The 25,783-nt window shown below is 73.1% G+C and carries 23 protein-coding genes; 14 read left to right on the forward strand and 9 right to left on the reverse strand.

Translation table 11 applies throughout. The features are described 5' to 3' along the window. The first annotated feature begins 103 nt into the window (after nucleotides 1-103). The 4 genes from ACIHCM_RS23020 to ACIHCM_RS23035 all read left to right on the forward strand — a co-directional run bounded on the left by ACIHCM_RS23020 (nucleotide 104) and on the right by ACIHCM_RS23035 (nucleotide 4,261). Nucleotides 104-1,297 carry an amidohydrolase family protein gene (locus ACIHCM_RS23020; RefSeq protein WP_399898721.1) on the forward strand — a complete coding sequence of 398 codons (1,194 nt, stop codon included), beginning with the start codon at nucleotides 104-106 and terminating at the stop codon, nucleotides 1,295-1,297. Next, the gene (locus ACIHCM_RS23025; RefSeq protein ID WP_399898723.1) at nucleotides 1,297-2,430 is read left to right on the forward strand and encodes an acyl-CoA dehydrogenase family protein; all 1,134 of its coding nucleotides are present in this window, start codon (nucleotides 1,297-1,299) and stop codon (nucleotides 2,428-2,430) included. The genes ACIHCM_RS23020 and ACIHCM_RS23025 overlap by 1 nt, the downstream gene beginning before the upstream one ends. Before the next feature lie 2 nt (nucleotides 2,431-2,432). Further along, on the forward strand, nucleotides 2,433-3,317 hold the full coding sequence (locus tag ACIHCM_RS23030) for an acyl-CoA dehydrogenase family protein (RefSeq protein WP_399898727.1): 885 nt from the start codon (nucleotides 2,433-2,435) through the stop codon (nucleotides 3,315-3,317). Between the two features lie 455 nt (nucleotides 3,318-3,772). Further along, nucleotides 3,773-4,261 (forward strand): ATP-binding protein, encoded by a 489-nt coding sequence (locus tag ACIHCM_RS23035; RefSeq protein ID WP_399898821.1) that lies wholly within the window; start codon nucleotides 3,773-3,775, stop codon nucleotides 4,259-4,261. 760 nt (nucleotides 4,262-5,021) lie between these two features. Here ACIHCM_RS23035 and ACIHCM_RS23040 read toward each other — a convergent pair. After that, on the reverse strand, nucleotides 5,022-5,948 hold the full coding sequence (locus tag ACIHCM_RS23040) for a cyclase family protein (protein ID WP_399898730.1): 927 nt from the start codon (nucleotides 5,946-5,948) through the stop codon (nucleotides 5,022-5,024). Nucleotides 5,949-6,032: 84 nt separating this feature from the next. Here ACIHCM_RS23040 and ACIHCM_RS23045 point away from each other — a divergent pair, with 84 nt between their 5' ends. From ACIHCM_RS23045 to ACIHCM_RS23055, 3 genes are all read left to right on the forward strand, one after another. Then, nucleotides 6,033-6,944, forward strand: coding sequence for an SDR family NAD(P)-dependent oxidoreductase (locus tag ACIHCM_RS23045; RefSeq protein ID WP_399898733.1), 912 nt, complete (start codon nucleotides 6,033-6,035; stop codon nucleotides 6,942-6,944). Nucleotides 6,945-7,077: 133 nt separating this feature from the next. Beyond that, nucleotides 7,078-8,232, forward strand: coding sequence for an acyl-CoA dehydrogenase family protein (locus tag ACIHCM_RS23050; protein WP_399898736.1), 1,155 nt, complete (start codon nucleotides 7,078-7,080; stop codon nucleotides 8,230-8,232). Then, on the forward strand, nucleotides 8,232-9,281 hold the full coding sequence (locus tag ACIHCM_RS23055; RefSeq protein ID WP_399898738.1) for a Zn-dependent alcohol dehydrogenase: 1,050 nt from the start codon (nucleotides 8,232-8,234) through the stop codon (nucleotides 9,279-9,281). The genes ACIHCM_RS23050 and ACIHCM_RS23055 overlap by 1 nt, the downstream gene beginning before the upstream one ends. Before the next feature lie 75 nt (nucleotides 9,282-9,356). Here the strand turns inward: ACIHCM_RS23055 and ACIHCM_RS23060 are convergent, their stop codons facing one another. Continuing rightward, complete coding sequence (locus ACIHCM_RS23060) at nucleotides 9,357-10,367, reverse strand: GlxA family transcriptional regulator (RefSeq protein WP_399898741.1); 1,011 nt, start codon at nucleotides 10,365-10,367, stop codon at nucleotides 9,357-9,359. Nucleotides 10,368-10,438: 71 nt separating this feature from the next. Here ACIHCM_RS23060 and ACIHCM_RS23065 point away from each other — a divergent pair, with 71 nt between their 5' ends. Next, entirely contained in the window at nucleotides 10,439-11,737 is a 1,299-nt protein-coding gene (locus tag ACIHCM_RS23065) for an MFS transporter (RefSeq protein ID WP_399898744.1), read from the forward strand. Nucleotides 11,738-11,877: 140 nt separating this feature from the next. Next, the gene (locus ACIHCM_RS23070) at nucleotides 11,878-14,253 is read left to right on the forward strand and encodes a SpoIIE family protein phosphatase (protein WP_399898747.1); all 2,376 of its coding nucleotides are present in this window, start codon (nucleotides 11,878-11,880) and stop codon (nucleotides 14,251-14,253) included. On the opposite strand, the gene ACIHCM_RS23075 is transcribed toward ACIHCM_RS23070, so the two are convergent. Continuing rightward, a complete protein-coding gene (locus ACIHCM_RS23075; RefSeq protein WP_399898824.1) occupies nucleotides 14,250-14,858 on the reverse strand; it encodes a flavin reductase family protein in 609 nt (202 codons plus the stop codon). The two genes, ACIHCM_RS23070 and ACIHCM_RS23075, sit on opposite strands and share 4 nt — an antisense overlap. 82 nt (nucleotides 14,859-14,940) lie before the next feature. On the opposite strand from ACIHCM_RS23075, the gene ACIHCM_RS23080 reads away from it, so the two are divergent. Continuing rightward, nucleotides 14,941-15,894, forward strand: a complete 954-nt coding sequence (locus tag ACIHCM_RS23080) for a hypothetical protein (RefSeq protein ID WP_399898750.1) — start codon at nucleotides 14,941-14,943, stop codon at nucleotides 15,892-15,894. A gap of 9 nt (nucleotides 15,895-15,903) precedes the next feature. Here the strand turns inward: ACIHCM_RS23080 and ACIHCM_RS23085 are convergent, their stop codons facing one another. The 3 genes from ACIHCM_RS23085 to ACIHCM_RS23095 all read right to left on the reverse strand — a co-directional run bounded on the left by ACIHCM_RS23085 (nucleotide 15,904) and on the right by ACIHCM_RS23095 (nucleotide 20,300). After that, nucleotides 15,904-16,701 carry an enoyl-CoA hydratase/isomerase family protein gene (locus ACIHCM_RS23085; protein WP_399898827.1) on the reverse strand — a complete coding sequence of 266 codons (798 nt, stop codon included), beginning with the start codon at nucleotides 16,699-16,701 and terminating at the stop codon, nucleotides 15,904-15,906. A 112-nt stretch (nucleotides 16,702-16,813) separates the two neighbouring features. Beyond that, a complete protein-coding gene (locus tag ACIHCM_RS23090; protein ID WP_399898753.1) occupies nucleotides 16,814-19,042 on the reverse strand; it encodes an acetate--CoA ligase family protein in 2,229 nt (742 codons plus the stop codon). 121 nt (nucleotides 19,043-19,163) lie between these two features. Next, nucleotides 19,164-20,300 (reverse strand): flavin-containing monooxygenase, encoded by a 1,137-nt coding sequence (locus ACIHCM_RS23095; protein WP_399898830.1) that lies wholly within the window; start codon nucleotides 20,298-20,300, stop codon nucleotides 19,164-19,166. A 629-nt stretch (nucleotides 20,301-20,929) separates the two neighbouring features. Between ACIHCM_RS23095 and ACIHCM_RS23100 the strand changes: the two genes are divergently transcribed. From ACIHCM_RS23100 to ACIHCM_RS23115, 4 genes are read left to right on the forward strand one after another with little or no spacing between them, the layout of a single operon-like run. Next, entirely contained in the window at nucleotides 20,930-21,382 is a 453-nt protein-coding gene (locus ACIHCM_RS23100) for a DoxX family protein (protein WP_399898755.1), read from the forward strand. Beyond that, the gene (locus tag ACIHCM_RS23105; RefSeq protein ID WP_399898758.1) at nucleotides 21,379-21,783 is read left to right on the forward strand and encodes a Zn-ribbon domain-containing OB-fold protein; all 405 of its coding nucleotides are present in this window, start codon (nucleotides 21,379-21,381) and stop codon (nucleotides 21,781-21,783) included. The genes ACIHCM_RS23100 and ACIHCM_RS23105 overlap by 4 nt, the downstream gene beginning before the upstream one ends. A 31-nt stretch (nucleotides 21,784-21,814) precedes the next feature. Continuing rightward, nucleotides 21,815-22,423, forward strand: a complete 609-nt coding sequence (locus tag ACIHCM_RS23110) for a GNAT family N-acetyltransferase (protein ID WP_399898761.1) — start codon at nucleotides 21,815-21,817, stop codon at nucleotides 22,421-22,423. Nucleotides 22,424-22,439: 16 nt separating this feature from the next. After that, complete coding sequence (locus ACIHCM_RS23115; RefSeq protein WP_399898833.1) at nucleotides 22,440-23,354, forward strand: GNAT family N-acetyltransferase; 915 nt, start codon at nucleotides 22,440-22,442, stop codon at nucleotides 23,352-23,354. 57 nt (nucleotides 23,355-23,411) lie between these two features. Here ACIHCM_RS23115 and ACIHCM_RS23120 read toward each other — a convergent pair whose 3' ends face one another. The 3 genes from ACIHCM_RS23120 to ACIHCM_RS23130 all read right to left on the reverse strand — a co-directional run bounded on the left by ACIHCM_RS23120 (nucleotide 23,412) and on the right by ACIHCM_RS23130 (nucleotide 25,776). Beyond that, on the reverse strand, nucleotides 23,412-24,077 hold the full coding sequence (locus tag ACIHCM_RS23120; protein ID WP_399898763.1) for a pyridoxal 5'-phosphate synthase: 666 nt from the start codon (nucleotides 24,075-24,077) through the stop codon (nucleotides 23,412-23,414). Between the two features lie 28 nt (nucleotides 24,078-24,105). Beyond that, on the reverse strand, nucleotides 24,106-24,531 hold the full coding sequence (locus ACIHCM_RS23125; protein ID WP_399898766.1) for a pyridoxamine 5'-phosphate oxidase family protein: 426 nt from the start codon (nucleotides 24,529-24,531) through the stop codon (nucleotides 24,106-24,108). Nucleotides 24,532-24,606: 75 nt separating this feature from the next. After that, nucleotides 24,607-25,776, reverse strand: coding sequence for a thiolase C-terminal domain-containing protein (locus ACIHCM_RS23130; protein WP_399898769.1), 1,170 nt, complete (start codon nucleotides 25,774-25,776; stop codon nucleotides 24,607-24,609). Between the last annotated feature and the right edge of the window lie 7 nt (nucleotides 25,777-25,783).

Genomic DNA, 25,783 nt, shown 5'->3' on the forward strand with positions numbered 1-25,783 from the left:
GCGTAGGGCTCGGCGCCTTGTCGGTCCAGGGGTGCGGGACTAGCCTTCCGGTACGGCGTCATCTGACGGGTCATCAGATCCGGATCTCCGCGGAGGGGGACCCATGACCGAACTGCCCCGCATCATCAGCGTCGACGACCACGTGATCGAACCCGCGCACCTCTTCGAGACCTGGCTGCCCGCCAGGTACCGCGACCGCGGGCCCCAGCCGCTCACCGCGGGCATCGGCGAACTCGCCTACGTCGGCGGCAAGTACCAGATCACCATGGATCCGGAGGGTCAGCCCACCGACTGGTGGATCTACGAGGACCTGAAGTTCCCGTACAAGCGCAACATCGCCGCCGTCGGTTTCGACCGCGACCAGATGACCCTGGAGGGCATCACCCGCGAGGAGATGCGACGCGGCTGCTGGGACCCCAAGGCGCGGCTCGCGGACATGGACCTCAACCACGTCGAGGGCAGCCTGTGCTTCCCGACCTTCCCGCGCTTTTGCGGGCAGACCTTCGCCGAGGCGCACGACAAGGAGGTCGCCCTGGCCTGCGTGCGCGCCTACAACGACTGGATGGTCGAGGAGTGGTGCGGTGACAGCGGCGGACGGCTCATCCCGCTCTGCCTGATCCCTCTGTGGGACATCGGCCTCGCCGTCGCGGAGATCCGGCGCAACGCCGCGCGCGGGGTGAAGGCCGTGACCTTCTCCGAGATCCCCACCCACCTCGGGCTGCCGTCGATCCACTCCGGCTACTGGGACCCGTTCTTCGCGGTCTGCCAGGAGACCGGGACGGTCGTCAACATGCACATCGGGTCGTCGTCCCAGATGCCGGCCGCCTCCCCGGACGCGCCCCCCGCCGTCCAGGCCTCGCTGTCCTTCAACAACGCGATGGCGTCGATGATGGACTTCCTCTTCAGCGGCGTGCTCGTGCGCTTCCCGCACCTGAAACTGGCCTACTCCGAAGGGCAGATGGGCTGGATCCCGTACGCCCTCGAACGTGCCGACGACGTCTGGGAGGAGCACCGGGCCTGGGGTGGCGTCCGGGACCTGATCCCGGAGCCGCCGTCGACGTACTACTACCGGCAGATCTTCTGCTGCTTCTTCCGCGACAAGCACGGGGTGGCGTCCCTGGACCGCGTCGGGCGCGACAACGCCACCTTCGAGACCGACTACCCGCACGTCGACTCCACCTTCCCGCACACCAAGGAGGTCGCCCTCGACCACGTCAAGGGCCTTGACGACGAGACCGTGTACAAGCTGATGCGGGGCAACGCCATCCGCATGCTGGACCTGGATCTGGACCGGTAGTGGACCTGACGTACACGCCCGAGGAGGAGGAGTTCCGGGTCCGGCTGCGGGAGTGGCTCAGGGGCGTGCTGCCCTCCCTGCCACCCAAGCCGTCCCCGGACGACTGGCCGGGGCGGCGCGCGTACGACCTCGGATGGCAGCGGACGCTGTACGACGCCGGGTACGGCGACGTCCACTGGGACGCGTCCCCGACCGTGCGGCTGATCTTCCTGGAGGAGACCGAGCGGGCGGGCGCCCCTTATGTGGGTGCCAACTTCGTCGGGCTGCTGCACGCGGGGCCCACCATCGCCGCCGAGGGCACCGAGGCCCAGCGCGCCCGCTGGCTGCCGCCCGTCCTGCGCGGTGAGCAGGTCTGGTGCCAGGGCTTCAGCGAACCGGACGCCGGGAGCGACCTCGCGGCGCTGCGTACGCGCGCGTGGCGGGACGGCGACGACTACGTGGTGACCGGTTCGAAGATCTGGACCTCGCACGCCGAGGTCGCCGACTGGTGCGAGTTGCTGGTACGTACCGACCCGGCCGCGCCCCGGCACCGGGGGATCAGCTGGCTGGCCATGCCCATGGACGCGCCGGGCATCACCGTACGGCCGCTGCGCACCCTCGCCGGGTCCGCCGAGTTCGCCGAGGTGTTCCTCGACGAGGTGCGGGTGCCGGTCGCCAACCGGGTCGGTGCGGAGAACGACGGCTGGCGGGTCACCATGGTGACCCTGTCGTTCGAACGCGGCACGGCGTTCGTGGGCGAGGTGGTGGCCTGCCGCCGGGTGCTGGGCGAACTGGCCCGGGAGGCCCGGAAGAACGGCCGCTGGGACGATCCCGTCGTGCGCCGCCGGCTGGGGCGGCTGAACGCCGAGTTCCGTGCGCTGTGGCGGCTCACCCAGTGGAACGTGTCCGAGGCGCAGGCCTCGGGTGGGGTCCCCGGGGTGGGCGGTTCGGTTTTCAAACTGAGATATTCGCACGCGCGTCAGGACCTCTACGACGCCGCCGCCGATGTCCTCGGCCCCGAGTCGCTCGACCTGGACCGGCCGTGGACGCTCGACCGCCTGTCCTCGCTGTCGTACACCATCGCGGCCGGCACCTCGCAGATCCAGCACACCATCGTGGCCGAACGGATCCTCGGCCTGCCGAAGGGGCGGTAGCCGTGCGCTTCCAACTTACCGATCAGCAGCGTGAGTTGCAGACGGCGCTACGGCAGCTGCTCGGCCGGCGCTTCGACGGGGAGGCGCGCCGGGCGGCGGTGGAGCGGGCGGTGCCCGCGCTGGACCGGGCGCTGTGGCGGGAACTGGGCGCGACGGGGTTCTTCGCGCTGCGCCTGCCGGAGGACGAGGGCGGCGTCGGACTCGGTCTTCCGGAGGCCGTGTTGGCGTTCGAGGAGGCCGGGCGGGCGCTGCTGCCGGGTCCTCTGGTGGCCACACACCTGGCTGCGGGCGAGGTGCCCGGCGCGGCCGACGGGTCGGCGGCCGTGGCGGCCGTCGACGCGGGCGGGGTGGTGGAGTGGCTGGCGCAGGCCGACGTCGTGCGCGGCGACGCCACCGGCGCCGTACCGCTGCGGTCGGTCGACCCGCTGACCCCGCTGCACCGGGTGCCGGGCGCCCGGGGCCCGGCGGACCCGGTGGCCGTACTGCTCACGGCCGCCGAGCAGCTCGGCTCGGCCGTGCGTACGTGCGAGCTGGCGGCGCAACACGCCCGGACCCGTGAGCAGTTCGGACGGCCCGTCGGCGCCTTCCAGGCCGTGCAGCAGCTGTGTGCGCGCACGCTGGTCCGGGTGGAGGTGGCCCGGGCCGCCGTGTACGCGGCGGCCGTCACGGCGGACCTGGTGGACATCGCCGCGGCGCGGCTGCTCGCCGACGACGCGGCCGTGGGCGGCGCCCGCGACTGCCTCCAGGTGCACGGCGGCATGGGCTTCACCTGGGAGGCAGAGGTCCATCTGCATCTGAAGCGGGCCTGGGTGCGGACCCAGCGTGCGGGAGTTGTCACGGAGAGTGAGGAACTGCTCGCAGGGGATCTGGTGGCCGAAGCGGCCTGAGGGGGCTCCGGCCTGCGGCGTCGGTGAACCCTGGAAAGCGGATGTCGCGGATTGTGGCGTACTGGAATTACGGAGCGTTGATATCGGCTTGTGTCCTAGGTGTGACTCGTCACGTCCTGGAGTCGAAGGTCCGCTCCGGTACCTTGTGTGAGATGCGAGAGGTTCCGAGCTCGAGTCACGCCGGTGACGGGCCTTGTTCCGCCGCCTGTTCGACTCTCTGCGACGAGCGTCGCACAGTATGCCGCACGGGTACTCCTTCGCGCTGGAATATGCCCGAAGCGCTTGTTGGGGTGACTGTACGTCAACCATGCTGTTGCGTAAGGGATTCACGTTCCGTGACCCCTGCTCTGGCCGTTGTTCTGGTCATGCAGAAAATGGCTACGATCGTGGCCCTCATGAGGCGTGAGCCTCTGTGTCCACCGGTTCGGATGGTGTGAGCGGTGCAGGTGCTTCAAGTGCAGCTGGAGATCCGGCCCGACCCCACGGAAGTGGGGCGCGCACGACGGTGGGCCCGCTCGCGGCTTGCCGGGTGCGGCATAGCGGCCGACGAAGCGCTCGCCGAGACGCTGATCCTGCTCGTCTCGGAACTTGTCACCAACGCCGTGGTCCACACCGGATGCCCCGCCGTACTGCGGCTCTCCCTGCCCCAGCCTGCCACGGTCCGCGTGGAGGTCGCCGACGGCAGCACCCGCGCGCCGGTCCCGCGGTGGGCCGACGGCGACGAGACCGGCGGCCGTGGCCTCGCGCTCGTCGACGGCCTCGCCGATCGCTGGGGCTGGAGCCCCGACGGCGCCGGCAAGCAGATCTGGTGCGAACTCGACCGCTGCGCCGAACCGCGTGTCGCGGCGACGGCGGGCGGGGGTGGCGCGGTGGCCGGCTGCGACGGCCTGGAAGGGCTCGACGGCTACGAGGGCTACGAAGGGCTGGCGTACGAGGCCGTGTGAGGCGCTCGGTGTCCCGGGCCGGGGCACGGTGGCAGAGGTGCTGGACCTGCCAGGTCCGATGGGGGGATGTGCGCCTGCGCGTGCTTCCGTGCGCGCCTCTGTCGAACGGGATGTAACCGGCAAATCCCCGAACAGCTGTTGACGCGAAGTGTCCGGCTGATCACGCTGGGGGGCAGCGAATCGCCGCGAGGGGACGACGAGGGCTGCGGTGACGGAGGCCCTCGTCGAGTGCGAGTCGTGATTCGGCGTTGGTTCGCTCATCAGGGCATGAGGGAGCCGGGGGTGGGTGCGCCGGAGCCGGATGGCGGCGTGTGGCGCCGCGCTCGGGGCGAGCGCACACGCGCCGCCATCCGGATCAGAGGCCGGAAGTGCGCCACGGGCGGGTGCCTGCCGGCGGCTGGGCGTCGCGGTGGGGGCCGCGGCTGTCGCGTGGGGCGGCGGGATCCGTCAGGACACTCGGCGCCTGGAGGTGGGTCCTGTGCCGCGGGTGGGTCGCCGGGACGGCGTGTCGTACCTCCGAGGTCCTCGGGTCACCCCTGCCGGAAGGCTCCCGGCCGGAGCGGGCGCGGCGGCCGGTGGCGGAACAGGACCCCGAGGCGTGGTGGTCCGCGTGCCGTCGGCGCGGCCGGACGGTTCCGGCTCCGGGTGGGCGCCGCGGCAGGGATTCGTCAGGCGGGACGCGCCGGGGTCGGCAGGGATAGGTGAGGACTGCGACGCCCCCGGCCGGGGCTCCCGGCACCGCGCACCCCGCCGTACGGATTCACAGCACCGCGACCGGTGCCACCGGCGCCCCCGTCGCGCCGGTGAACGGCTCGGGTGTCGCTGTCAGCAGGAACGCGTAGCGGCCCGTTTCTCCACAGGCTGTGGACAACTCTTCGAGATTCCAGTTCTGGCCCTGCGGCATCCCCATCTCCACCAGGTGCAGCGCGTGCACGGGCAGCCACAAATCCTCTATCTCCGGCGGAAACATCTCAAACGTGAGGGTGTCGTTCGCGACGGCCGCCACGTCCCGGGCGTGGAACCACTCGGGCGTACGGATCGACAGCCCCGGTGAGGGGTAGGCGTACCCGTGCTTGTCCCCGGCGAGGTACGCCTGGATCTGCCCGGTCCGGACGAGCGCGATGTCACCGGCGCGCACGCGCGTGCCCGTGAGTTCCTCCGCCAGGTCGAGGTCCTCGGGGGTGACGGCGTGGCCGCCGTCCAGCCGGTCCGTACCCCGCGCGTGGGCGACGTCCAGCAGTACGCCGCGCGAGACGAGGTGCCGCGCCGTGCCGATGCCGCTGAACTCGGCGCCGCCGTGCGCGGTGACGGTGCCCGCCGGGCGGCCGTTGTAGAGCCGGCCCGAGTGCGAGACGTGGGTGAGGGCGTCCCAGTGGGTGCCGGCCTGCAGTCCCATGGTCACCGCGTCGTCGCTGCACGCGACCGTGCCCGGCCCGAACAGTTCCTGGTTGATCTGCACCATGACGTGCAGCGGATTGACCCGCCCGGGGATCATTCCGGTCTGCACGCCGTCCTGCCGCAGCGGCAGGGCGAGAGGCACCCGGCGTCCGGTGCGGACCTCGGCCGCGGCCCGGCGTACCACCTCGTCGGTGATCAGGTTCAGCGTCCCGATCTCGTCGTCCGCCCCCCAGCGGCCCCAGTTGTTCACGCGCCCCGCGATCTCGTGGAACTCGGCCGGCAGTGACATGGGCCCTCCCTGGGGCTTGTGTCGGGGCATCTGACGGGTCATAGAATCTAACGGGTCGTCAGAAACCGCGGGAAGGGGCCGGGCGTGGGGAACTTCTTGACCGGCGAGGTCGTCGTCGTCACCGGAGCGGGACGGGGCATCGGCCGTGCGGTCGCGCTCGCTGCCGCCGCCGAGGGCGCACGGGTCGTCGTCAACGACTACGGGGTGGCCGTCGACGGGGCCTCACCCACCAGCGAGGTCGCGGAAGCCGTCGTCAAGGAGATCGAGGCCGCGGGCGGCGAGGCGGTCGCGGTGGCCGACGACATCTCCACGATGGCGGGCGGTCAGCGCGTGGTGGACGTGGCGCTGGCGGCGTACGGGCGGCTCGACGGGGTCGTCTGCGTCGCCGGGATCCTGCGGGAGCGGATGCTGTTCAACATGACCGAGGAGGAGTGGGACCGGGTGGTCGCCACTCATCTGAAGGGCACGTTCACGGTGTTCCGGGCGGCGTCGGCGGTGATGCGCCGGCAGCGGCGCGGGACCCTGATCGGGTTCACCAGCGGCAACCACCAGGGATCCGTGTCCCAGGCCAACTACAGCGCGGCGAAGGGCGGGATCATCTCGCTGGTGCGCAGTGCCGCGCTGGGGCTGCACAAGTACGGGGTGACGGCGAACGCGGTGGCGCCGGTGGCCCGTACGCGGATGTCGGCGAACGTGCCGATGGAACTCGCGGAGATCGGGGAGCCGGAGGACGTGGCCGCGCTCGTGGTCTATCTGCTGTCCGGGCGGGCGCGGGAGGCCGGGATCACGGGGCAGGTGTACACGATCGCCGGGCCGAAGATCGCGGTGTGGGCGCAGCCCCGGGAGCTGCGCGCGGCGTATGCCGAAGGGGCGTGGACGCCGGAGCGGATCGCCGGCTTCCTGCCGGGTTCGGTGGGGGTGGATCCGATGCCGATGCTGGAGCGGGTGGCGGGGATGGAGCGGGCGGCGAGATCCGGGGAGCGGCCGAACACCTGAGAGCCCGGGGCTTTTGTGGTGTCGCGGGTGCGGCCTCGTCGTTGCTGGTCGCGCCCGCCCGGCGGAGCCGCACGCCGATACGGTCCCGCGCCCGGTGGAGCGTTGATGTCGGCCGGAATCTGAGGAGGGCGCCGTGGACTTCGGGTTCACCGCTGAGGACGAGGCGTTTCGGGACGAGGCGCGGGCCTGGCTGGACGCGCACGCCGGGGAGGTGCGCGACCGGCGGAGCTGGGAGCGGACGCTCGGCAAGGCGGGGTGGATCGGGATCGGCTGGGCGGCGGACGGCTGGGGGAACCGGCGGGCCTCGCTGACCCAGCAGGTGGTCTGGGCCGAGGAGTACGCCCGTTCGGTGGCGCCGCCGCGCTCCGGCCACATCGGCGAGAACCTGCTCGCCCCGACCCTCATCGCGCACGGCAGCGAGGAGCAGAAGGCCCGCTTCCTGCCGCCGGTCGCCGCCGGGGACGAGCTGTGGTGCCAGGGGTACAGCGAGCCGGGGGCCGGCTCGGACCTGGCGGGGGTGCGCACCGCGGCGGTGCGTGAGCCGGGCGGGACCTACTACCGGATCACCGGGCAGAAGATCTGGACCTCGCTGGCGCACGAGGCGGACTGGTGTTTCGTCCTGGCGCGGACGCGGGCCGGGTCGCGGCGCCATCACGGGCTGAGCTTCCTGCTGGTGCCGATGGACCAGCCGGGGCGTATCGAGGTGCGGCCCATCCGGCAGCTGACCGGCACGAGCGACTTCAACGAGGTCTTCTTCGACGGGGCACGCGCGCGCGTGGAGCACGTCGTGGGCGGGGAGGGCGAGGGGTGGCGGGTCGCGATGAGCCTGCTCGGGTTCGAGCGGGGCGTGTCGACGCTGGCCCAGCAGATCGGATTCGCCGAGGAACTGGGGCGCGTGGTGCGGGCCGCCGTCGACTCGGGCGCGGTGGGCGATCCCGTCGTACGGGAACGGCTGGTGCGTCAGTGGGCGGAGTTGCGGGTCATGCGGTGGAACGCGCTGCGGACACTGGGCGGTTCGGGGGACGCGGGCGCGTCGAGTGTGGCCAAGTTGCTGTGGGGCGGCTGGCATCAGCGGCTCGGTGAGCTGGCGATGCAGGTGCGGGGCGCGGCCGCCGGGGTGGGGCCGGTGGCGTGGACGGCGCCGGTGCCCTACGAACTGGACGACTTCCAGCGGCTGTTCCTGTTCAGCCGCGCCGACACCATCTACGGCGGCTCGGACCAGATCCAGCGCACGATCATCGCCGAGCGCGTGCTCGGTCTGCCGAGGGAACCCAAGGGGGCGTCGTGATGAGAGGCGTGGTCTTCGACGGAAAGCAGGTCCAGGTCGTGGACGACCTGGAGGTACGGGACCCCGGGGCCGGTGAGGTGCGGGTGGCCGTGGCGGCGGCCGGGCTGTGTCACAGCGATCTGTCGGTGGTGGACGGGACCATACCCTTCCCCGTTCCCGTGGTGCTGGGGCATGAGGGCGCGGGCGTGGTGGAGGCGGTGGGGGAGGGCGTGACGCATGTGGCGCCCGGCGACCATGTGTCGCTGTCCACGCTCGCCAACTGCGGCACGTGCGCCGACTGCGACCGGGGCCGGCCGACGATGTGCCGGCGGGCGATCGGACGGCCGGGGCGGCCCTTCACACGGGACGGTCTGCCGCTGCACCAGTTCGCCGCCAACTCGGCGTTCGCGGAGCGGACCGTGGTCAAGGCCGTGCAGGCGGTGCGCATCCCCGACGACATCCCGCTGACGTCGGCCGCGCTCATCGGCTGCGGGGTGCTGACCGGCGTCGGCGCCGTACTGAACCGGGCCCGGGTGGACCGCGGCGACAGCGTCCTCGTCATCGGCACCGGCGGCATCGGGCTGAACGTCCTGCAGGGCGCGCGGCTCGCGGGCGCCCTGCGGATCGTGGCGGTGGACACCAACCCGGACAAGGAGGCGGTGGCCCGGGAGTTCGGGGCGACGCACTTCCTGACCTCGGTGGACGGCGTGCGGGAGATACTGCCTCAGGGCGCGGACCACGCGTTCGAGTGCGTCGGCCGGGTGGAGCTGATCCGGCAGGCGATCGATCTGCTCGACCGGCACGGGCAGGCCGTGCTGCTGGGGGTGCCGCCGGCCGGCGCCGAGGCCTCCTTCGTGGTCTCGTCGATGTATCTGGACAAGTCGGTCCTCGGCTGCCGTTACGGCTCCTCCCGCCCCCAGCGGGACATCGCCCTGTACGCCGAGCTGTACCGGCAGGGCCGCCTCCTCCTCGACGAACTGGTCAGCGCGACGTACCCGGTCGAGGACTTCGACAAGGCACGGGCGGACGCGGAGGCGGGGCGGGTGGCACGGGCGGTGCTCACGTTCTGACCCCTGGCGGGGACGGGCGGGGGCGGAGCCATGGCTTGGCGGGGGCGGGCGGGGCGGTGCCTGTCCTGGCGGTGCTCATGTGCCGGCCGCGGCGCTCCCCTCGGTCCGGAACGTTCGCCGGTATGCCGTCGGTGTCACCCCCAGTGCCGTCTGGAGGTGCTGGCGCATCGACTGGGCCGTGCCGAAGCCCGCGTCGTGGGCCACCTGGTCGACGGAGCGGTCGGTGGACTCCAGCAGGTGGCGGGCGCGTTCGACGCGCTGCTGGGTGAGCCACTGGCCGGGGCTGACGCCCACCTCCTCGCGGAACCGGCGGGTGAACGTGCGGACCGACATGGCCACTTGCTCCGCCATGTCGCGCAGCTGGATCGGCTCGTGCAGCCGCCCGAGCGCCCACGCGCGGGCGGCGGTCGTGGAGGCCTGCTGCGGATCGGTCAGCGGCCGCTCGACGTACTGCGCCTGACCGCCGTCGCGATGCGGGGGTACGACGGTCCGCCGGGCCACCTCGTTGGCGACCGCGGTGCCGTGGTCACGGCGCACGATGTGCAGGCACAGGTCGATGCCGGCCGCGACGCCCGCCGAGGTCAGGACGTCGCCGTCGTCGATGAACAGCACGTCCGGGTCGACCTTGACGCGCGGGAAGAGCCGCTGGAGGCGCTCGGCCTCGGCCCAGTGCGTGGTCGCCGGGCGGCCGTCGAGGTGGCCGGCGGCGGCGAGGACGTAGACGCCGGTGCAGATCGAGGCGAGGCGGGTGCCGGGGCGGAGGTGGGCGAGGGCGGCCGCCAGTTCGTCGGTGAGGACACCTTCCTCGTGGACGGGGCCGAGCTCGTACGAGGCCGGGATGATCACTGTGTCGGCGGTGGCCAGGGTCTCGGGGCCGTTGGCGACGTGGATGGAGAAGTCGGCGTCGGTGTCGACCGGACCCGGCGGCCGGACCGAGCAGGTGACGACCTCGTACAGATGCCGGCCGCGGGCGTCCTTGGGCCGGCCGAAGATGCGGTGCGGGATGCCGAGTTCGAAGGGGAGCAGGCCGTCGAGGGCGAGGACGACGACACGGTGGGGGCGGAGGGGAACGGCGGCCGTATCCATGGCCCGATCCTAGCGAACACTGTCCTTCGGGCCACTCGATCGCGCGGAGACGGAGCCGCAGGCTCTATGACGTGACCCAGACAAGCGAAGCCGCAGCAGTCGCCCGGAAGCCGGTGCCGAGACGTCCGCGCGTCCACCGGGCGTGGTTCGTCGCCGCCGTCGCCTTCGTGACGATCATCGGGGCGGCCGCCTTCCGTTCCCTGCCGGGGCTGCTGATCGACCCCCTGCACCAGGAGTTCGGCTGGTCGCGCGGCACGATCGGCGCGGCCGTCTCCGTCAACCTCACCCTGTACGGCCTGACCGCGCCTTTCGCCGCCGCGCTGATGGACCGCTTCGGCATCCGCCGTGTCGTCGCGGGCGCGCTGACCGTGATCGCGATCGGCTCGGGTGCGACGGTGTGGATGACGGCGGCCTGGCAGCTGCTGCTGTGCTGGGGCCTGCTCGTCGGTCTCGGCAGCGGGTCGATGGCGCTGGCCTTCGCGGCCACCGTGACGAACCGCTGGTTCACCGCGCGGCGCGGCCTGGTCACCGGCATCCTCACCGCGGCCTCGGCCTCCGGGCAGCTGATCTTCCTGCCGGTGCTCTCCTGGATCGTGCAGACCCACGACTGGCGGCCGGCGGCGGTGACGGTGGCGCTCGCCGCCCTCGCGGTGGTGCCCTTCGTGTGGCTGCTGATGCGGGACCACCCGGCGGACGTGGGCCTGAAGCCCTACGGCGGAGCGGAGTTCGTGCCGAAGCCGGAGCCCGTGCCGGGGGCCGCGCGGCGGGCGGTGGGCGTACTCCTGTCCGCGGTACGCACGGGGCCCTTCTGGCTGCTGGCCGGGACGTTCGCGATCTGCGGCGCCTCCACCAACGGGCTCATCCAGACCCACTTCGTGCCCGCCGCCCACGACCACGGCATGCCGATCACCACGGCGGCCTCGCTGCTCGCGGTCATCGGGGTGTTCGACGTGATCGGCACGGTGGCCTCCGGCTGGTTCACCGACCGCTTCGACGCGCGGCGGCTGCTCGCGGTGTACTACGCGCTGCGCGGCGTCTCGCTGCTCTTCCTGCCCCTGCTGCTGGCGCCGGGCGTGAACCCACCGATGATCTTCTTCATCGTCTTCTACGGACTCGACTGGGTCGCCACCGTGCCGCCCACGATGGCGCTGTGCCGCGAGCAGTACGGCGAGGACAGCGCGATCGTGTTCGGCTGGGTGCTGGCGTCGCACCAGGTCGGCGCGGCGACGGTGGCCTTCCTCGGCGGGGTCGCACGCGATGTGTTCGGCTCGTACGACGTGATGTGGTACGCCTCCGGGGCACTGTGCGCGGTGGCGGCGCTGATGGCGCTGGTGATCCGGCGGGCGGCGGGCACCCCGTCGCGGGCGTGACCTCCGGCCGGAGCAGGAATCCGGTCGAGCGGCGCGACGCCGCGGGCCCGCCCCGCGCGGGCACGTGGGCGAGCGCGCGTGCGGTTGTCGTCCGTCGTGCGGCACGCGATGCTGAGGGTGCACGAAAGGGAAGCGGTGCCATGGATCGTTTTCCGAATGCGGCCAACGTCGATTTCCATAGCCCACTGGACCTCTCCAAGGCCGCCGTCGCGGTGCTGGACGCCGACGGCCGCGTTTCGGGATGGGGACCCTCGGCCCAGCGCCTCCTCGGCCACGCACCCGAGGACGTGCTCGGCCGTCCGGCCGCCCGGCTGCTGGCGGCGACCGACGCCGGGGAGAGGCTGTCCGCCCTCTGCAGGACGCGCAAACCCCGCAGCGCCGTCCTGGACCTCTGCCGCCGGGACGGACGCGCACTGCGGGCGGCCGTGACGTTCAGCCCGCTGGTGAGCAAGGGCGTCGCCGCGACCGTCGTGGTCGCGGCCGACCTGCAGGGGCAGCGCGGCTGGGAGGCGCAGCTGGCGATGTTGCAGGGACTGACGACCGAGTCCCCCGTGGGCCTGACGATCTTCGACACCGACAAGCGCGTCGTGTGGGGAAACGTCTCCACCGACCTGGAGCTCGCCGGGATCGCCCAGTACATCGGCCGGCCGGCCTCTGCCCTCTTCCCCGAAGGCGAATTCATCTCCCGCCACCACTCCCCGGACGAGGACGAGGTGATGGACCATGTGATGGCGACGGGGGAACCGGTCATAGGCATGCACTATCGCGGGCGTGCCCCCGCCGACCCGGTGCGCGAGCACGTCTGGTCCTGCTCGTACCACCGGCTGGTGGACGCCCGGGGCGAGACGCTGGGGCTGTTCGAGGAGTCCCTGGACATCACCGACCGCTACCGCGCCCAGGAGCGGCTGTCGCTGCTGGTGCGGGCGGGAAAGCGGGTCGGCGCCTCGCTGGACGTGCGCCGCACGGCCGCCGAGCTCGCCGACGTGGCGGTACCGCAGCTGGCCGACGAGGTCCTGGTGGACCTGCCCCCGGCGGTCATCGAGGGCCGGCAGCCGCCGACGGGCTCGGCGCCTGGGCACAATCTCCTGCGGATGCACGGCCGGACCCCGGAGGACTTCCGGACCAGTCCCGTCTCCTACTCGCCGTCGTCACTGCAGGCGCTGAGCCTGGCCACCAGCCGTTCCGTCGTCGACGACTCCCTGCCCCGGACGCCGGGTGAGAAGGGATCGGCCGTCGCGCACTCCAGCCTCTTCGTGCCGCTGCTGACGCGTGACGCGGTCCTCGGGCTCGCCACCTTCCGGCGCAGCGGCAACCCGGACCCTTTCGGGCCCGAGGAGCAGGCGCTCGCCGTGGAGCTGGCCGAGCGGGCCGCCGTCGGCATCGACAACGCCCGCCGCTACACCAGCCAGCACGCGGCCGCGCTGGTACTCCAGCGCAGCCTGCTGCCGCAGCACCTGCCCGAGCAGAGCGCGGTCGACGTGGCGTACCGCTACCTGCCGGCCGACAGCCGGGTGGGCGTGGGCGGTGACTGGTTCGACCTGATCCCGCTGTCCGGCGCCCGTGTGGGCCTGACGGTCGGCGACGTGGTGGGACACGGCGTGCACGCGGCCGCGACCATGGGCCGGCTGCGCGCCACCGTACGGACCCTGGCCCTGCTGGACCTGGACCCGGCCGAGCTGCTCACCCGGCTGGACGGCATGGTCGCGCAGGACTCGGAGCCCCACGCGGACGACGGGCTGGGCGACGAGGCACTCGGGGTGACCTGCCTGTACGCGATCTACGACCCGGTCAGCGGCCGGTGTGTGTGGTCGAGCGCGGGCCATCCCCCGCCGATCGTCGCCGACGCGAACGGCGCGGTGGCCCTGTCCTCGCCGGCGCCGGGGCCGCCCCTGGGGCTGGGCGGCCTGCCCTACGAGAACGTCGAGCTGAGCCTGTCCGACGCCAGCGTGGTGGCGTTCTTCACCGACGGCGTCGTGGAGGACCGGCGTACCGACATCGACAGCGGCATCGACCGTCTCGCCCATGTGCTCACCTGGCAGCGCTGCCCACTGGAGGAACTCTGCGACCGGGCGCTGTCGGTCCGCCCGCCCGGACCGCAGGTGGACGATGCCACGCTGCTGCTCGTGCGCACCCGGCGGCTGGAGACCGACCGGGTGGCGGACCTGGAGCTGCCGCCCGACCCGGCCATGGTGGCGCACGCCCGCACGGTCACCGAGCGCCAGCTGGAGGCCTGGGGCCTCTCCGAACTGTCCTTCACGGCCGCGCTCGTGGTGAGCGAGCTCGTCACCAACGGCATCCGGTACGCCACCGGGCCGGTCATGGTGCGGCTGATCAAGGACCGGTCCCTGCTGTGCGAGGTCTCGGACAACGAGCACACCGCACCGCACCTGCGGCGGGCGCGCCGGGACGACGAGGGAGGCCGCGGCCTGTTCCTCGTCGCCCAGATGTCCCAGCGCTGGGGCACCCGGTACACCTCGTCCGGGAAGACCATCTGGGCCGAGCTGGGCGTCCCCTAACCACCGGAACCACCGGTCAGAAAACGCCCCTTGTGGAACAGCAGAGGGGCCCCGTCCGCGCCGTCACCCGTGCCCAGCGCCGCCACCCGTCCCACCACGATGAGGTGGTCCCCGCCCGTGTGCACCGCGTGGATCGTGCAGTCGATCCACGCGAGGGTGCCCGCGAGGCGGGGCGAGCCGGAGACGGGCGTGGTGTCGTACGCGACCCCCGCGAACTTGTCGCCGCCGCGCACCGCGAACCCCCGGCACAGCTCGCCCTGCCCGGCGCTCAGGACGTTCACGCAGAACACCCCGGCGCGGGCGATGCGCGGCCAGGTCGTCGACGTGCGGCCGACCATGAAGGCCACGAGGGGCGGGTCGAGGGAGAGGGAGGAGAAGGACTGGCAGGCGAAACCCGCGGGGCCGTCGGGCGCGGCCGCCGTGACGACGGTGACGCCGGTCGCGAAGCTCCCCAGCACGCGGCGGAACTCCTGCGCCTCCACGGGCGCCCGCTCGTCGTCCCGCACGCACCGCAGCTCCGGCCGCGGCAACGCCTCCACGACCTCGCGGCCACCGCTCGCCCTGAGATACCGGACTGCGGCTTCGGCAGTCCCCGCTTGTCCCATCACGCAGCCATTGAAGCTGACGGAGTGTCAGATAGGAAGGGGGGCGGCGGCCCTCGCCGGACCTCGGCGTACGCTCCGCCCCATGGGGTGGGGAGAGACCGGCCGCGCCGTGCGCCGTGCCTGGCCGAGCTTCTCGGACGCGGACCGGAGGGTGGCCGTCGCGGCCTGCGCGGCGCAGGTGCCGGCGGCCTGGCTGCTGTGGTGGCTGATCGTATCGGCGGGACAGGACGGCTACGTCACCCCCTACGATCCGCTGGGCATGCTGTGCGGGCTCCTCGTCGCGCCGCTGGTACTGCCGGTGCTGGGCATGGTGCAGACGGTCGCACAGATCGCGCCCGCGGCCATGCTCGCGCACGCGCCGGCCGTACGGTCCCGGGGGCCGGCCTGGGTCCGGCACCTGCTGTCCGTCGCGCTGTTCGGGACCGGCTGGGCGGTGCTGCCCGCGGCGCTGTGGGGCTGGGCGTTCCCGGCGACGGCGCTGTGGTTCGCGGCACTGGGTGCGCTCCCCGTGCTCGTCGTCGCCTACGCCCGCCGCCGCGCCCGAGTCACCGGCCGCGCGCCCAGGGTGCCGGGCGTGTGGGGAAGTGGCTGCCTCGGCTGCGCCGCCCTGTGCGTGGCGGCCGTCACGGGCGGGCTGCTGGCCACGGCTGCCGGGCTCGTCGAGGAGTACGAGCCGCCGCAGCTGTCCGCGAAGCAGCTGCCGGGGGTCTGGCGGGGCGTGGACGGGGCGGTGCTGCGGCTGGAGCCGCACGGCCGGGCCGAGTTCGCCGAGTTGCCTGCCGAGCCCGGGTTCGGCAGCGGCAGTGCGTTCGTCAGGTGCGACGGCACCGGCCGGTGGTTCCTCGACACCGAGGGCCGCCATGACAGGTACGCCGACGACGGTCCGGGAGAGCGGGACGGTGTGGTCGTACGCCTCGACGACGGGTGTGGGCAGCGCACGTACTGGGTGATCGGCGGCACGGCCGAGGAGCCGGAGCTCTTCGTGCCGTTCGGCGATCCGGACGCGCCCGACCTGTTCATCCTGAGCCGGGAATGACGGTCGTCCTCATCGCCCCCGGTACCGGGGGCTTCTGCGCTCCACGAAGCTGTGCAGGCCCTCGTGGGCGTCCTGGGTCGCCATGTTGATCTCCTGGGCGGCGGCCTCGGCGGCGAAGGCGGTGGTGCGGTCGGTGTCCAGGGAGGCGTTGACGAGCTGCTTGGTGAGCGCGAGGGCGCGCGTGGGGGCGACGGCGAGGCGGGCGGCCCACTCCGCGGCCGTCTTGTCCAGGTCGCCGTCCGGCACGACGCGGTTGACCAGGCCGAGGCGCTCGGCGCCGGGGGCGGTCAGCGCGTCGCCGAAGAACATCAGCTCCTTGGCCCGCTGCGGCCCGACCAAGCGGGGGAGGAGATACGCGCCGCCGCCGTCCGGCACCAGGGCGCGGCGTACGAACACCTCGATGAACTTGGCCGACTCCGCGGCGAGTACGAGGTCGCAGGCGAACGCCAGATGAGCGCCGAGGCCGGCCGCCGTGCCGTTCACGGCGGCGATCACGGGCTTCTCGCAGTCGAGCAGGGCGGCGATCAGCCGCTGGGCGCCGAGGCGGAGGGTCCGGGCCACGTCCCCGGCGATCCGCTCCCCGCCCGCCGCACCGCCGCGCAGGTCGGCGCCCGCGCAGAAGCCGCGCCCGGTGCCGGTGAGCACGACGGCCCGCACGTCCGGGTCGGCGGAGGCGTCGGTGAGCAGGGCGATCAACCGGTCGCGCATGTCCGGGGTGAGGGCGTTGAGGGACTCGGGACGGTCCAGGGTGAGGTGGGTGACGTGCTGTTCGGTCCGGTGGCGTATCCACGGCTCGGGCACGGTCAGGCTCCGTTCTCGGGGGCGGCGCGGGCCATGCGCGGGCGGACCTGCCCGTCCTCGCGGCGTCGGGGCCGGCCCCGCGTCGCGGCAGATGGTCGATGACGTGCGGGTCCAGGGCTCACCGGCACACCGCCAGCGCGTCCAGCGCCACCGCCCCCTGCCCGCGGGGCAGCACCATCAGCGGGTTGATGTCGAGTTCCGCGAGCTGGTCGCCGAGTTCCAGGGCCATGCGCTGGACGCGCAGGACGACCTCGACCAGGGCGTCCCGATCGGCCGGGGGACGGCCGCGTACCCCGTCGAGGAGGGCGCGGCCGCGCAGACCGGCGAGGGCGGAGCGGGCCTGGTCCTCGGTGAACGGGGGCACGCAGACGACGGTGTCGCGCAGCACCTCGACGAGCACGCCGCCGAGCCCCACGGTCACCGTGGGGCCGAAGAGGTCGTCGTGGGTGACGCCGACGACCATCTCGACGCCCTGCTCGACCATCTGGCAGACCAGGACGCCGTCCAGCGAGACGCCCTCGTAGCGGGCGATGTCGGTCAGCTCGCGGTAGGCGTCGCGGACCTGCGCGGCCGAGGTCAGGCCGATCTTGACCAGGCCCAGCTCGGTCTTGTGGGCCAGCTGGGCGCCGGAGGCCTTCATCACCACGGGGTAGCCGACCAGTCCCGCCGCCCGCACGGCCGCCGCCGCGCTGGTCACCAGTTGTTCGCGCGGCACCCGGATGCCGTACGCCCGCAGCAGTTGCTTGGCCGCGTGCTCGCTCAGCTGCTGCCCCGGCCGCATCAGCTCGCGGGCCTTGCGGAAGGAAGGCGAGGGGGTGCGCGGGGCGTCGTCGAAGGGGGAGCGGTAGGAGCTGACGAAGCGGTGGTGGGCGAGGTACGCGCGGACGGCGGTGAGGCAGTTGCCGACGGTGCGGAAGGTGGCCACGCGCGAGGAGCCCAGCAGCACCTCCCGGTACGCCGGCTCGGTGCCGACCGGCGAACCCCACACCACGCACACCAGCTTGTCGGTCTCCTCGGCCGCGTCGACCAGGTCCCGCACCAGCCGGTCGCTCAGAGGCGGGAAGGGGCCGGTGACGGGGCAGATGAGCACCCCCACGTCCGGGTCGGCGAGGATCGTGTCGATGATCTTCCGGCCGCGCCGGTCGCCCACCGGGTGGCCGCCGTTGTCGACCGGGTTGGCCACGCTCAGATACGGCGGTATCCACTGGTGCAGCTCGGCCTGCCGGGCCTCGGACAGCTCCGGCAGCCGCAGTCCGGCGGCGCTCGCCAGGTCGGCGACGTGCGCGCCCGTGCCGCCCGAGATCGAGTACACGACCACCCCGTCGGCGCGCGGCGGGCGGGCGCGGGCCAGCAGGGCCGCGGTGTCCTGGAGTTCGTCGAGACCGTCGACGCGGATCACGCCGTACTGCCGCATCGCTGCGTCCACCACCGCGTCCGCGCCGGTCAGTTTGCCGGTGTGGGAGGCGGCCGTGCGGGCGCCGGTCCGGGTGCGGCCCACCTTGACGGTGACGACCGGCACCTTGCGCCGGGCCGCGCGGTCGGCGGCGAGGAGGAAGGAACGGCCGTCCTTCAGGCCCTCGACGTACGCGGCGATGGCGCCGACCTCGGGGCGTTCGGCGAAGTAGGAGAGGAAGTCGGCGGTCTCCAGGTCGGCCTCGTTGCCCGTGGGGGCCCAGTGGGAGAGGCGGATGCCGAGTTCCTGGAGGGCGAAGAGGGGGCGGCCCTGGTGGCCGGACTGGGTGATCAGCGCGATCGCCGGCCCTTCGAGGTCGTCACGGAAGTCCTCGAAGGCGTTCAGGTTGGTGTTCGGCCCGAGGAGGCGCAGGCCGGAGCGGCGGACGGCGGCGGCGAGCCGCGCCTGCGCGGCGGCGCCCTCCTCGCCGGTCTCCGCGAATCCGGACGCGAACGCCACCGCGAACCTGGCCTTGGCCTCGGCGAGTTCCTCGACGACCGGGAGCGGGTCGGCGACCAGCAGGACGGCGAGGTCGACCTGTTCGGGCAGGTCGGCGACGGAGGGGACGCAGGCTGTGCCGAAGACGGACCGCCGGGTGGGGTGCACCGGGTGCAGCCGCGCGCCGACCCGCTCGGCCCAGCCGGTCAGCTGCCGGGTGATGCCCGTGCTGGGGCGCCCCTCGGCGTCCGAGGCGCCGATCACGGCGACGGACTCGGGGCGGAAGAAGCGGTCCAGGTCGGGGACGTCGGCGTACAGCGGACGGCCGCTGACGTCGACGTCGTCCGCGTCTGCCGCGCGGCCGTGGACGGCGGGGCCGGTCCGCCCGTCGCCGCAGGCGATGACCCGGGCCCGGCGGGCGTCGGTGGTGAGGGTGCCGTGGGTTGATCCAAGCATCGGTCCGCCCGCTTCTGTGTGACGGCGTTGTCAACTGACGCAGTGTCAGGTTACTGAACTGACGCAACGTCAGGAAATGGTTGTGCGGGCGAAATCGAGAAGCGGGCCGGGGGTCTGCTGGTCAGCCGGGGACGCGGGACACCCGGTCGGAGCTTCTGCGGGCCACGGCTTTCGCGATCCTCCCCGCGTCGAGGGCGAGTTCGCGGAGCATGCCGCTGATGGGGTTGGTGAAGCCCGTGAAGTACAGGCCGGGGGCGTTCTTCGGGGAGCGGGCGCCGTGCGTCACGGGTCTGCCGCGGGCGTCCAGGACGTCGAGATGGCCGAGGAGCGGTTCGAGGGCGCGGACGTATCCGGTGGCGGCGACGACCGCCTCGGGGCTGATGCGGTCGCCGCCGGCGAGGACCACCTCGTCGCCGTCGAACGAGTCCACCGCGGCCACGATCTCGACCTTGCCCGTGCGGACCGCGTCGATCAGGCCGACGTCCTGGACCGGGATCGAACCCTCGGTGACCCTGCTGTACAGGCCGGTGCCGGGGCGGGGCAGGCCGTGCTCGGCGAGGTCGGGCACGCTGACCTTGGCCAGCGGCCGGGCGAGCCGGTCGACCAGGCCGACCGGGAGGCGGCGTACCAGGATGCCGGTGTACTGGGCGGCCCAGCCGGCGGTGGAGCGGCGGACGATGTGCGGCGCGGTGCGCACCGAGAGCCGTACGCGCTTCGCCCCGCCCTCGACGAGGTCGACGGCGATCTCGGCGCCGGTGTTGCCCACGCCGACGACCAGGACGTCCCGGCCGGCGTAAGGCGCGGGGTTGCGGTACGCGCAGGCGTGCAGGAACTCGCCGGTCCAGGTGTCGCGGCCGGGCCATTCCGGGACGCGGGGCGTGTGGTTGTAGCCGGTGGCGACGACGACCGCGCCGCCGGTGAGCCGGCGGCCGCCGGTGGCGTGCAGCAGCCACCCGGTGCCGTCGGGTGCGGGCTCGACGCGGGTGACCTCGACGCCGGTGACGATCTCCAGCTCGTGGCGCTCGGCGTACTTCTCGAGATACCTCACGACGTCGTCCCGGGACACCCAGCGCCCGAACCGGCGCGGCATCGGCAGCCCCGGCAGGCCGGACAGGCGCCGGGTGGTGTGCAGATGGAGGCGGTCGTAGTGCCGCCGCCAGGAAGCGCCGACGCGGTCGGACTTCTCCAGGACGACGGCCCGGATCCCCCGTGCCCGCAGGGCGTGCGCGACGGCGAGCCCACCGGGTCCACCACCGATGACGTAGACGGGCCGATCGGCAGGCGCCTGCGCCCGACGTCCCTTCTGACGCGGAACGTTCCCGGCCCTCGGGCCCTTGCCCTCGGAGTGCGGCGGCGCCCCCTCGACCTCGCTGCGCATGTCCGCCGGCGTCTCGGTGCCGGAGTCGACGGCTTGCGGGCCGTCGGACCGCGGGCTCGCGGGCTCGGGGTGCGTGTGCGTCGGCGTCCCGGCGCCGGCAGCGGTGGCCTGCGAGCCGTTCGGCTCCGGGCTCCCGGCCACGGGGCCCGCGACGGCCGGCCGCCCGTCCGACGCCCCGGTCTCCGGCCTCGCGGGCGTCGAGGTTTCGGCCTCCGGCTTCGCCGACGCCGGCCTCGCGGCCGTCGGTCCCTGTTCGTTGGTGGGCGCTGTGGAGTCGGGCATGGTACGGAGCGTAATCACATGGCGGGTTGATGGGTCTCGGTCAAGACCGGAATTGGTTGCGGATCGATCACGGGTGGGGAGGAGTCGGCGGGACTTGTGGCGCCGGGGGATCGGTTGTGCCCGGCCGGCGGAGGAGACGCGCACCCCTCGCAGAGGGCTGGACAGCTGCCCGCCGGGAGCCTTAACTGACGTACCGTCAGATAATGGAGTCGTCGGCGGGAGCGCCCATGGACACGATCTGGCTCACCGGTGCGCAGTGGCTGGCCGTGCTGCGGATCGGGCTCGGGCTGTGGTGGCTGGAGAGCTGGCGGCACAAGGACAAGAAGGCCTGGTTCGAGCGCGGCTCCGGCATCGCCTGGGCGGCCGATGTGGCCGCCAGGCACCGCTGGACCGCGGTGCGTTCGGGCTTCCGTACCGTCGTCGAGCCCCGCCCGCGCGTGATGGCGTACGTCGTCGCGTACGCCGAACTCGCCCTGGGGCTCGGCCTGATCACCGGCTTCCTCACCCCGGTCGCCCTGGCCTGCGGGCTGCTCCTGAACGCCGTCTACTTCGTCCTCATGATCCACGACTGGGCCGAGCAGGGGCAGAACCTGATGATGGCGCTGATCTCGCTCGTCGCACTCTTCGGGATGTCCTGGCAGACCTGGTCCCTGGACGGCGCGCTGGGGTGGTTCGGATGAGCGCGCGGTACGACGTGCCGGAGGCGGACGCCTTCACGCGGACCTACTGGGAGGCCGCCGCGCGCGGCCGGTTGCTGGTGCGGCGGTGCGGGGCCTGCGACCGGGCGCACCACTATCCGCGGGAGTTCTGCCCCTACTGCTGGAGCGAGGACGTGAGCTGGGAGGAGGCGTGTGGCCGCGCCACCCTCTACACCTGGTCCGTGGTCCACCGCAACGACCTGCCGCCCTTCGGCGGGCGCACCCCCTACGTGGCCGCGGTCGTCGATCTCGCGGAGGGTCCGCGGATGATGACGGAGATCGTCGGCCTCCGCGACGAGGGCGAGTTGCGGGCCGGTGCCGAGGTGATGGCCGGCTTCCGGGAGGGCGTCCCGGTGTTCCGAATCAGGCCGGATTCGGGGTGAAACCCGGCGGCCGAGCGGATTGAATGGGGCGATGGCCCTCATGAACTCCCGGTCCTCCGCCCACCCCCGGCCCGATCTCCACGGCCACGGCCTGCGCCTGCGCCCCTGGGACCCGGCCTCCGACGCCGATGTCGAGGCCTGGCTGCGCGGCATGTCCGACCCGGAGTTCCGGCGCTGGAACACCCCGCTGAGCCCGGTCACCGACCTGGACGCTGCCCGCGCCTCCCTCCGCACGAAGGCCGACAACGCGGCGAACGGCACCAGCGCGTCCTTCCGCATCACCGACGCGGAGACGGGGACGACCCTCGGCCACATCGGCGTCAACGAGATCGACCACGTCTTCCGCGTCGCCCGTGTCGGCTACTGGATCCTCCCCGAGGCCCGTGGCCGCCGCGCCGCCACCCGCGCCCTCACCGTCGCCACCCACTGGGCCTTCACCGAGCTCGGCCTGCACCGCCTGGAACTCGGCCACGCCGTGGGCCACGATGCCTCGTGCCGCATAGCCGAGCACTGCGGCTTCCCCTACGAGGGCACCCTGCGCGGCGCGATGTGGGAGTCGGACCGCCAGGACGCCTTCCGCGACGTCCACCTCCACGCCCGCCTGTCGACCGACCCGGCCCCGGCCGCCCGGCGGGGGTGACCGGGCCGTGAGACACGTGGCCGACGGCGACGGCGACGGCGACGGCGACGGCGCGGCTCGCGGCGTCTGCGCCTGGACCCTCACCGAGGAGCTGGACACCTTTCTCGCACACGCAGGCCCCTTCCTGCGCTCCCGCCCCGCCCAGCACACCGTCCCCCTCACCGTGACCGACACCCTGCGCCGACGCGGACGCCGCGTGTTCGGGGAGGAGCCGCCGCTCTTCGGGTTCCTGGAGCGTGCCGGAGCCGTCCGGGCGGTGTGCTTCCGTACGCCGCCGCGCGGGGTGCACCTCACCACCCTCACCCCCGGCGAGGCCGACGCCCTCGCCGCCCGGCTGGCGGCCCGTAAGGAGAGGCTTCCCGGCGTCATCGGGGACCGCGACAGCGCCGCCGCCTTCGCCGCGTCCTGGCAACGGCACACGGGTGCCACCCCGGCACTCCACCAGCGCCGGCTGCTCTACCGCCTCGGCACGCTCACGGTTCCGGAGCCGCTTCCGCCGGGGCGGGCCAGGGTGGCCGACGCCTCGGACCGCGGGCAACTGGCGCGCTGGTACGTCGAGTTCTCCGAGGAGATCGGCGACGGCCCGGCCCAGGACCCGGACGCCTGGGCGGGCGCCCGCATCGCCCACGGCGGCGCCACCCTCTGGGAGACCCCCGACGGCATCCCCGTCGCCATGGCCGGTGTGACCCCCGAGATCGCCGGTCAGGTGCGGGTGGCGCCCGTCTACACCCCGGCCCGCCTCCGGCGCCGCGGCTATGCGGGAGCCGTGACGGCCGAGGTGAGCCGCGCCGCGCGGGCGGCGGGCGCCCAGGTGGTGCTCTTCACGAACTTGGCCGACCCCACCACCAACAAGCTCTATCGGAGGCTGGGGTACCGGCCGGTGGCGGAATCGGCGGAGTACCTGTTTGATCAGCGCGTCATCGCTTTTTGATCCGCGCGTCATCGATCAGCGCGTCGCGATCAGCGGTAGGGCGGCGGTGCGGGCGCCTCAGGGCCACAGCAGCTGCTTGACCCACGCCCCACCGCTCCGGAGATACCGCAGCCGCACGTGCCGCCGCCGCTCGTCCCCCTGGAAGAACTCGATCTCGGCCGGGGCCAGGCGGTACAGCGTCCAGGTGGGGGACGGGGCGCCGGGGTTCTGCTGGGCCTGGGACCATGCCGCCTCGGACGCTGCGGTGAGGTCCTCGAGGGAGTTCAGCGGCTCGCTCTGGCGGCCGGTCAGCGCGGCCGCCAGGGCGCCGGTCGAGCGGGCGTGCAGGTCGGCGAGGCTCTCGTCCGGTGAAGCGGTCGTGACGGGGCCGCGGACGCGGACCTGGCGTCCCTGGACGTGCCAGTAGAAGCTGAGGGCGGCGTACGGCCGGGAGGCGAGCTGCCGGCCCTTGCGGCTGGTCGCGTGGGTCGCGAAGGTCCAGGCCTCGCTGTCCGCGCCGTGCAGCATCACGATCCGTACGTCCGGCCGGCCCTCCTCGTCGGACGTGGCCAGGGACATGGTGTGCGGCTCGGGCTGGCCCGCCGCCGCGGCCTGCGCGAACCAGGTGGTGAAGAGGGGGAGCGGGGTGCCGGGTGCGGCGTCGGGATCGAACGGCGGCAGGGAGGTGACCTCGGGGTCCCACACCCGCAGGGACCTCAGGAGTTCGTGCAGATCCGGTTCCATGCCGTCGAGTATCGCGGGAGCCCGGGGGCTACACCGTGCCGAGGTCCGACGACACCCAGCGCTCCGGGCGCATCCGGACGACCACCATCTCGCCGTGGTTCTTCCAGGCGAAGTCGACGTACGCGTCGACCTTCTCGGCCGGCAGATAGCGCGCGGAGATCTCGCGCAGCTTCTCGACGGTGGCCGGGACGGTCTCCACGACCGGCCCCTCGACCGACACGTACCGGATGGTGGGCTCCAGCCGGTCGATCATCAGCGTGAACCGCCCGGCCGCGCCGATCAGCTGGTTCTTACGGGAGTCGAGGCCCGTCAGGATCCACGCATCACCGCCGGGCTCGTACTGGTACCAGATCGGCACGCTGAGCGGTGCCCTGCCCTCCTCGGCGGTCACCGCCAGTGCGGCGATGTGCGGTTCGGCCAGGAACTGCTCACGCTCTTCACGGGTCAGGGCCATGACGGATCTCCTCCAGCGGCGTCGTCGTCGAACAGCCTCTCCGTCCACAACACCACGTCAGGAGCCGATGTTCCGTCAGCGACCCAGCACCATCGTCCCCGCGGAGCAGAACCATCCCCCCGTCCCCGACGCCACGCCCAGCCGGGGCGGCCCGCCGTCCGCCCCGCGCACCTGCCGGGCCCCCGCCTCGCCGCGCAGCTGCCGCACGGCCTCCACCAGCAGGAACAGCCCCCGCATCCCGGGGTGCTGGGCCGACAGGCCGCCGCCGTCGGTGTTCACCGGCAGCTCCCCGCCCTCGACCCTGAGCCGCCCCTTCCCGACGAAGGCCCCGCCCTCCCCCTTCTCGCAGAAGCCCAGGTCCTCCAGGGTCACCAGCGTCATGTACGTGAAGGCGTCGTAGATCTCAGCGAAGTCGATCTCCGAGGGCCGCACCCCGGCCCGTTCGAACGCCAGCCGTCCGCTCACCGCGGCCGGGGACCGGGTGTAGTCGGGCCACTGCGACATCGCGGCGTGCGAGACGTGCTCTCCGGTGCCGAGGACCCACACCGGCGGGGTACGGCAGTCCCGTACGACGTCCTCGGCGGCGAGCAGGACCGCTGCCCCGCCGTCCGAGCGGATGCAGCAGTGCAGCTTGGTGAAGGGGTCCGCGATCATGGGACCGTCCAGGACGTCGTCGACGGTGATCGGCGTGCGGAACATGGCCTGCGGGTTCAGCGCCGCGTTCGCCCGTGTCTGCACCGCCACCTGTGCCAGCTCCTCGACGGTCGTCCCGTGTTCGATCATGTGGCGCCGGGCCGCCATCGCGTACTTGGCGATCAGTGTGTGTCCGTAGGGCACTTCGAACTGGAGCGGCCCGCGCGCCCCGAACGAGAGGTCCCCCGTACGCCGCCCGGCCTTCACGTCCGCGCGGGCCGTCGACCCGTACGCCAGCAGCACCGCCCGTGCGTGCCCGGCCGCGATCGCGTCCGCCGCGTGCGCCGCCATGACCTCCCAGGTCGCGCCGCCGACCGAGGTCGAGTCCACCCAGGTGGGGCGCAGGCCCAGGTACTCGGCCACCTCCACCGGCGCCAGCACGCCGGTGCCGGCCGAGGCGAAGCCGTCGACGGCCGACCGGTCCAGCCCGGCGTCCGCGAGGGCCCGGCGGGCGGCCTGGGCGTGCAGGGTGTACGGGGTGGCCTCGTCCACGCGGCCGCAGTCGGACAGGGACACGCCCACCACGGCGACTTTCCGGGTAGCAGCAGCCATGTTTCTG

This window comes from Streptomyces sp. NPDC052023 (genome assembly GCF_044548465.1).
Taxonomy (GTDB): Bacteria; Actinomycetota; Actinomycetes; order Streptomycetales; family Streptomycetaceae; genus Streptomyces.

Coding starts and splice junctions, on each gene's coding strand:
- ACIHCM_RS23020 (WP_399898721.1), top strand. CDS start 104: ATGACCGAACTGCCCCGCATCATCAGCGTCGACGACCACGTGATCGAA.
- ACIHCM_RS23040 (WP_399898730.1), bottom strand. CDS start 5,948: ATGTCACTGCCGGCCGAGTTCCACGAGATCGCGGGGCGCGTGAACAAC.
- ACIHCM_RS23055 (WP_399898738.1), top strand. CDS start 8,232: ATGAGAGGCGTGGTCTTCGACGGAAAGCAGGTCCAGGTCGTGGACGAC.
- ACIHCM_RS23060 (WP_399898741.1), bottom strand. CDS start 10,367: ATGGATACGGCCGCCGTTCCCCTCCGCCCCCACCGTGTCGTCGTCCTC.
- ACIHCM_RS23070 (WP_399898747.1), top strand. CDS start 11,878: ATGGATCGTTTTCCGAATGCGGCCAACGTCGATTTCCATAGCCCACTG.
- ACIHCM_RS23075 (WP_399898824.1), bottom strand. CDS start 14,858: ATGGGACAAGCGGGGACTGCCGAAGCCGCAGTCCGGTATCTCAGGGCG.
- ACIHCM_RS23080 (WP_399898750.1), top strand. CDS start 14,941: ATGGGGTGGGGAGAGACCGGCCGCGCCGTGCGCCGTGCCTGGCCGAGC.
- ACIHCM_RS23090 (WP_399898753.1), bottom strand. CDS start 19,042: ATGCTTGGATCAACCCACGGCACCCTCACCACCGACGCCCGCCGGGCC.
- ACIHCM_RS23100 (WP_399898755.1), top strand. CDS start 20,930: ATGGACACGATCTGGCTCACCGGTGCGCAGTGGCTGGCCGTGCTGCGG.
- ACIHCM_RS23105 (WP_399898758.1), top strand. CDS start 21,379: ATGAGCGCGCGGTACGACGTGCCGGAGGCGGACGCCTTCACGCGGACC.
- ACIHCM_RS23110 (WP_399898761.1), top strand. CDS start 21,815: ATGGCCCTCATGAACTCCCGGTCCTCCGCCCACCCCCGGCCCGATCTC.
- ACIHCM_RS23120 (WP_399898763.1), bottom strand. CDS start 24,077: ATGGAACCGGATCTGCACGAACTCCTGAGGTCCCTGCGGGTGTGGGAC.
- ACIHCM_RS23125 (WP_399898766.1), bottom strand. CDS start 24,531: ATGGCCCTGACCCGTGAAGAGCGTGAGCAGTTCCTGGCCGAACCGCAC.
- ACIHCM_RS23130 (WP_399898769.1), bottom strand. CDS start 25,776: ATGGCTGCTGCTACCCGGAAAGTCGCCGTGGTGGGCGTGTCCCTGTCC.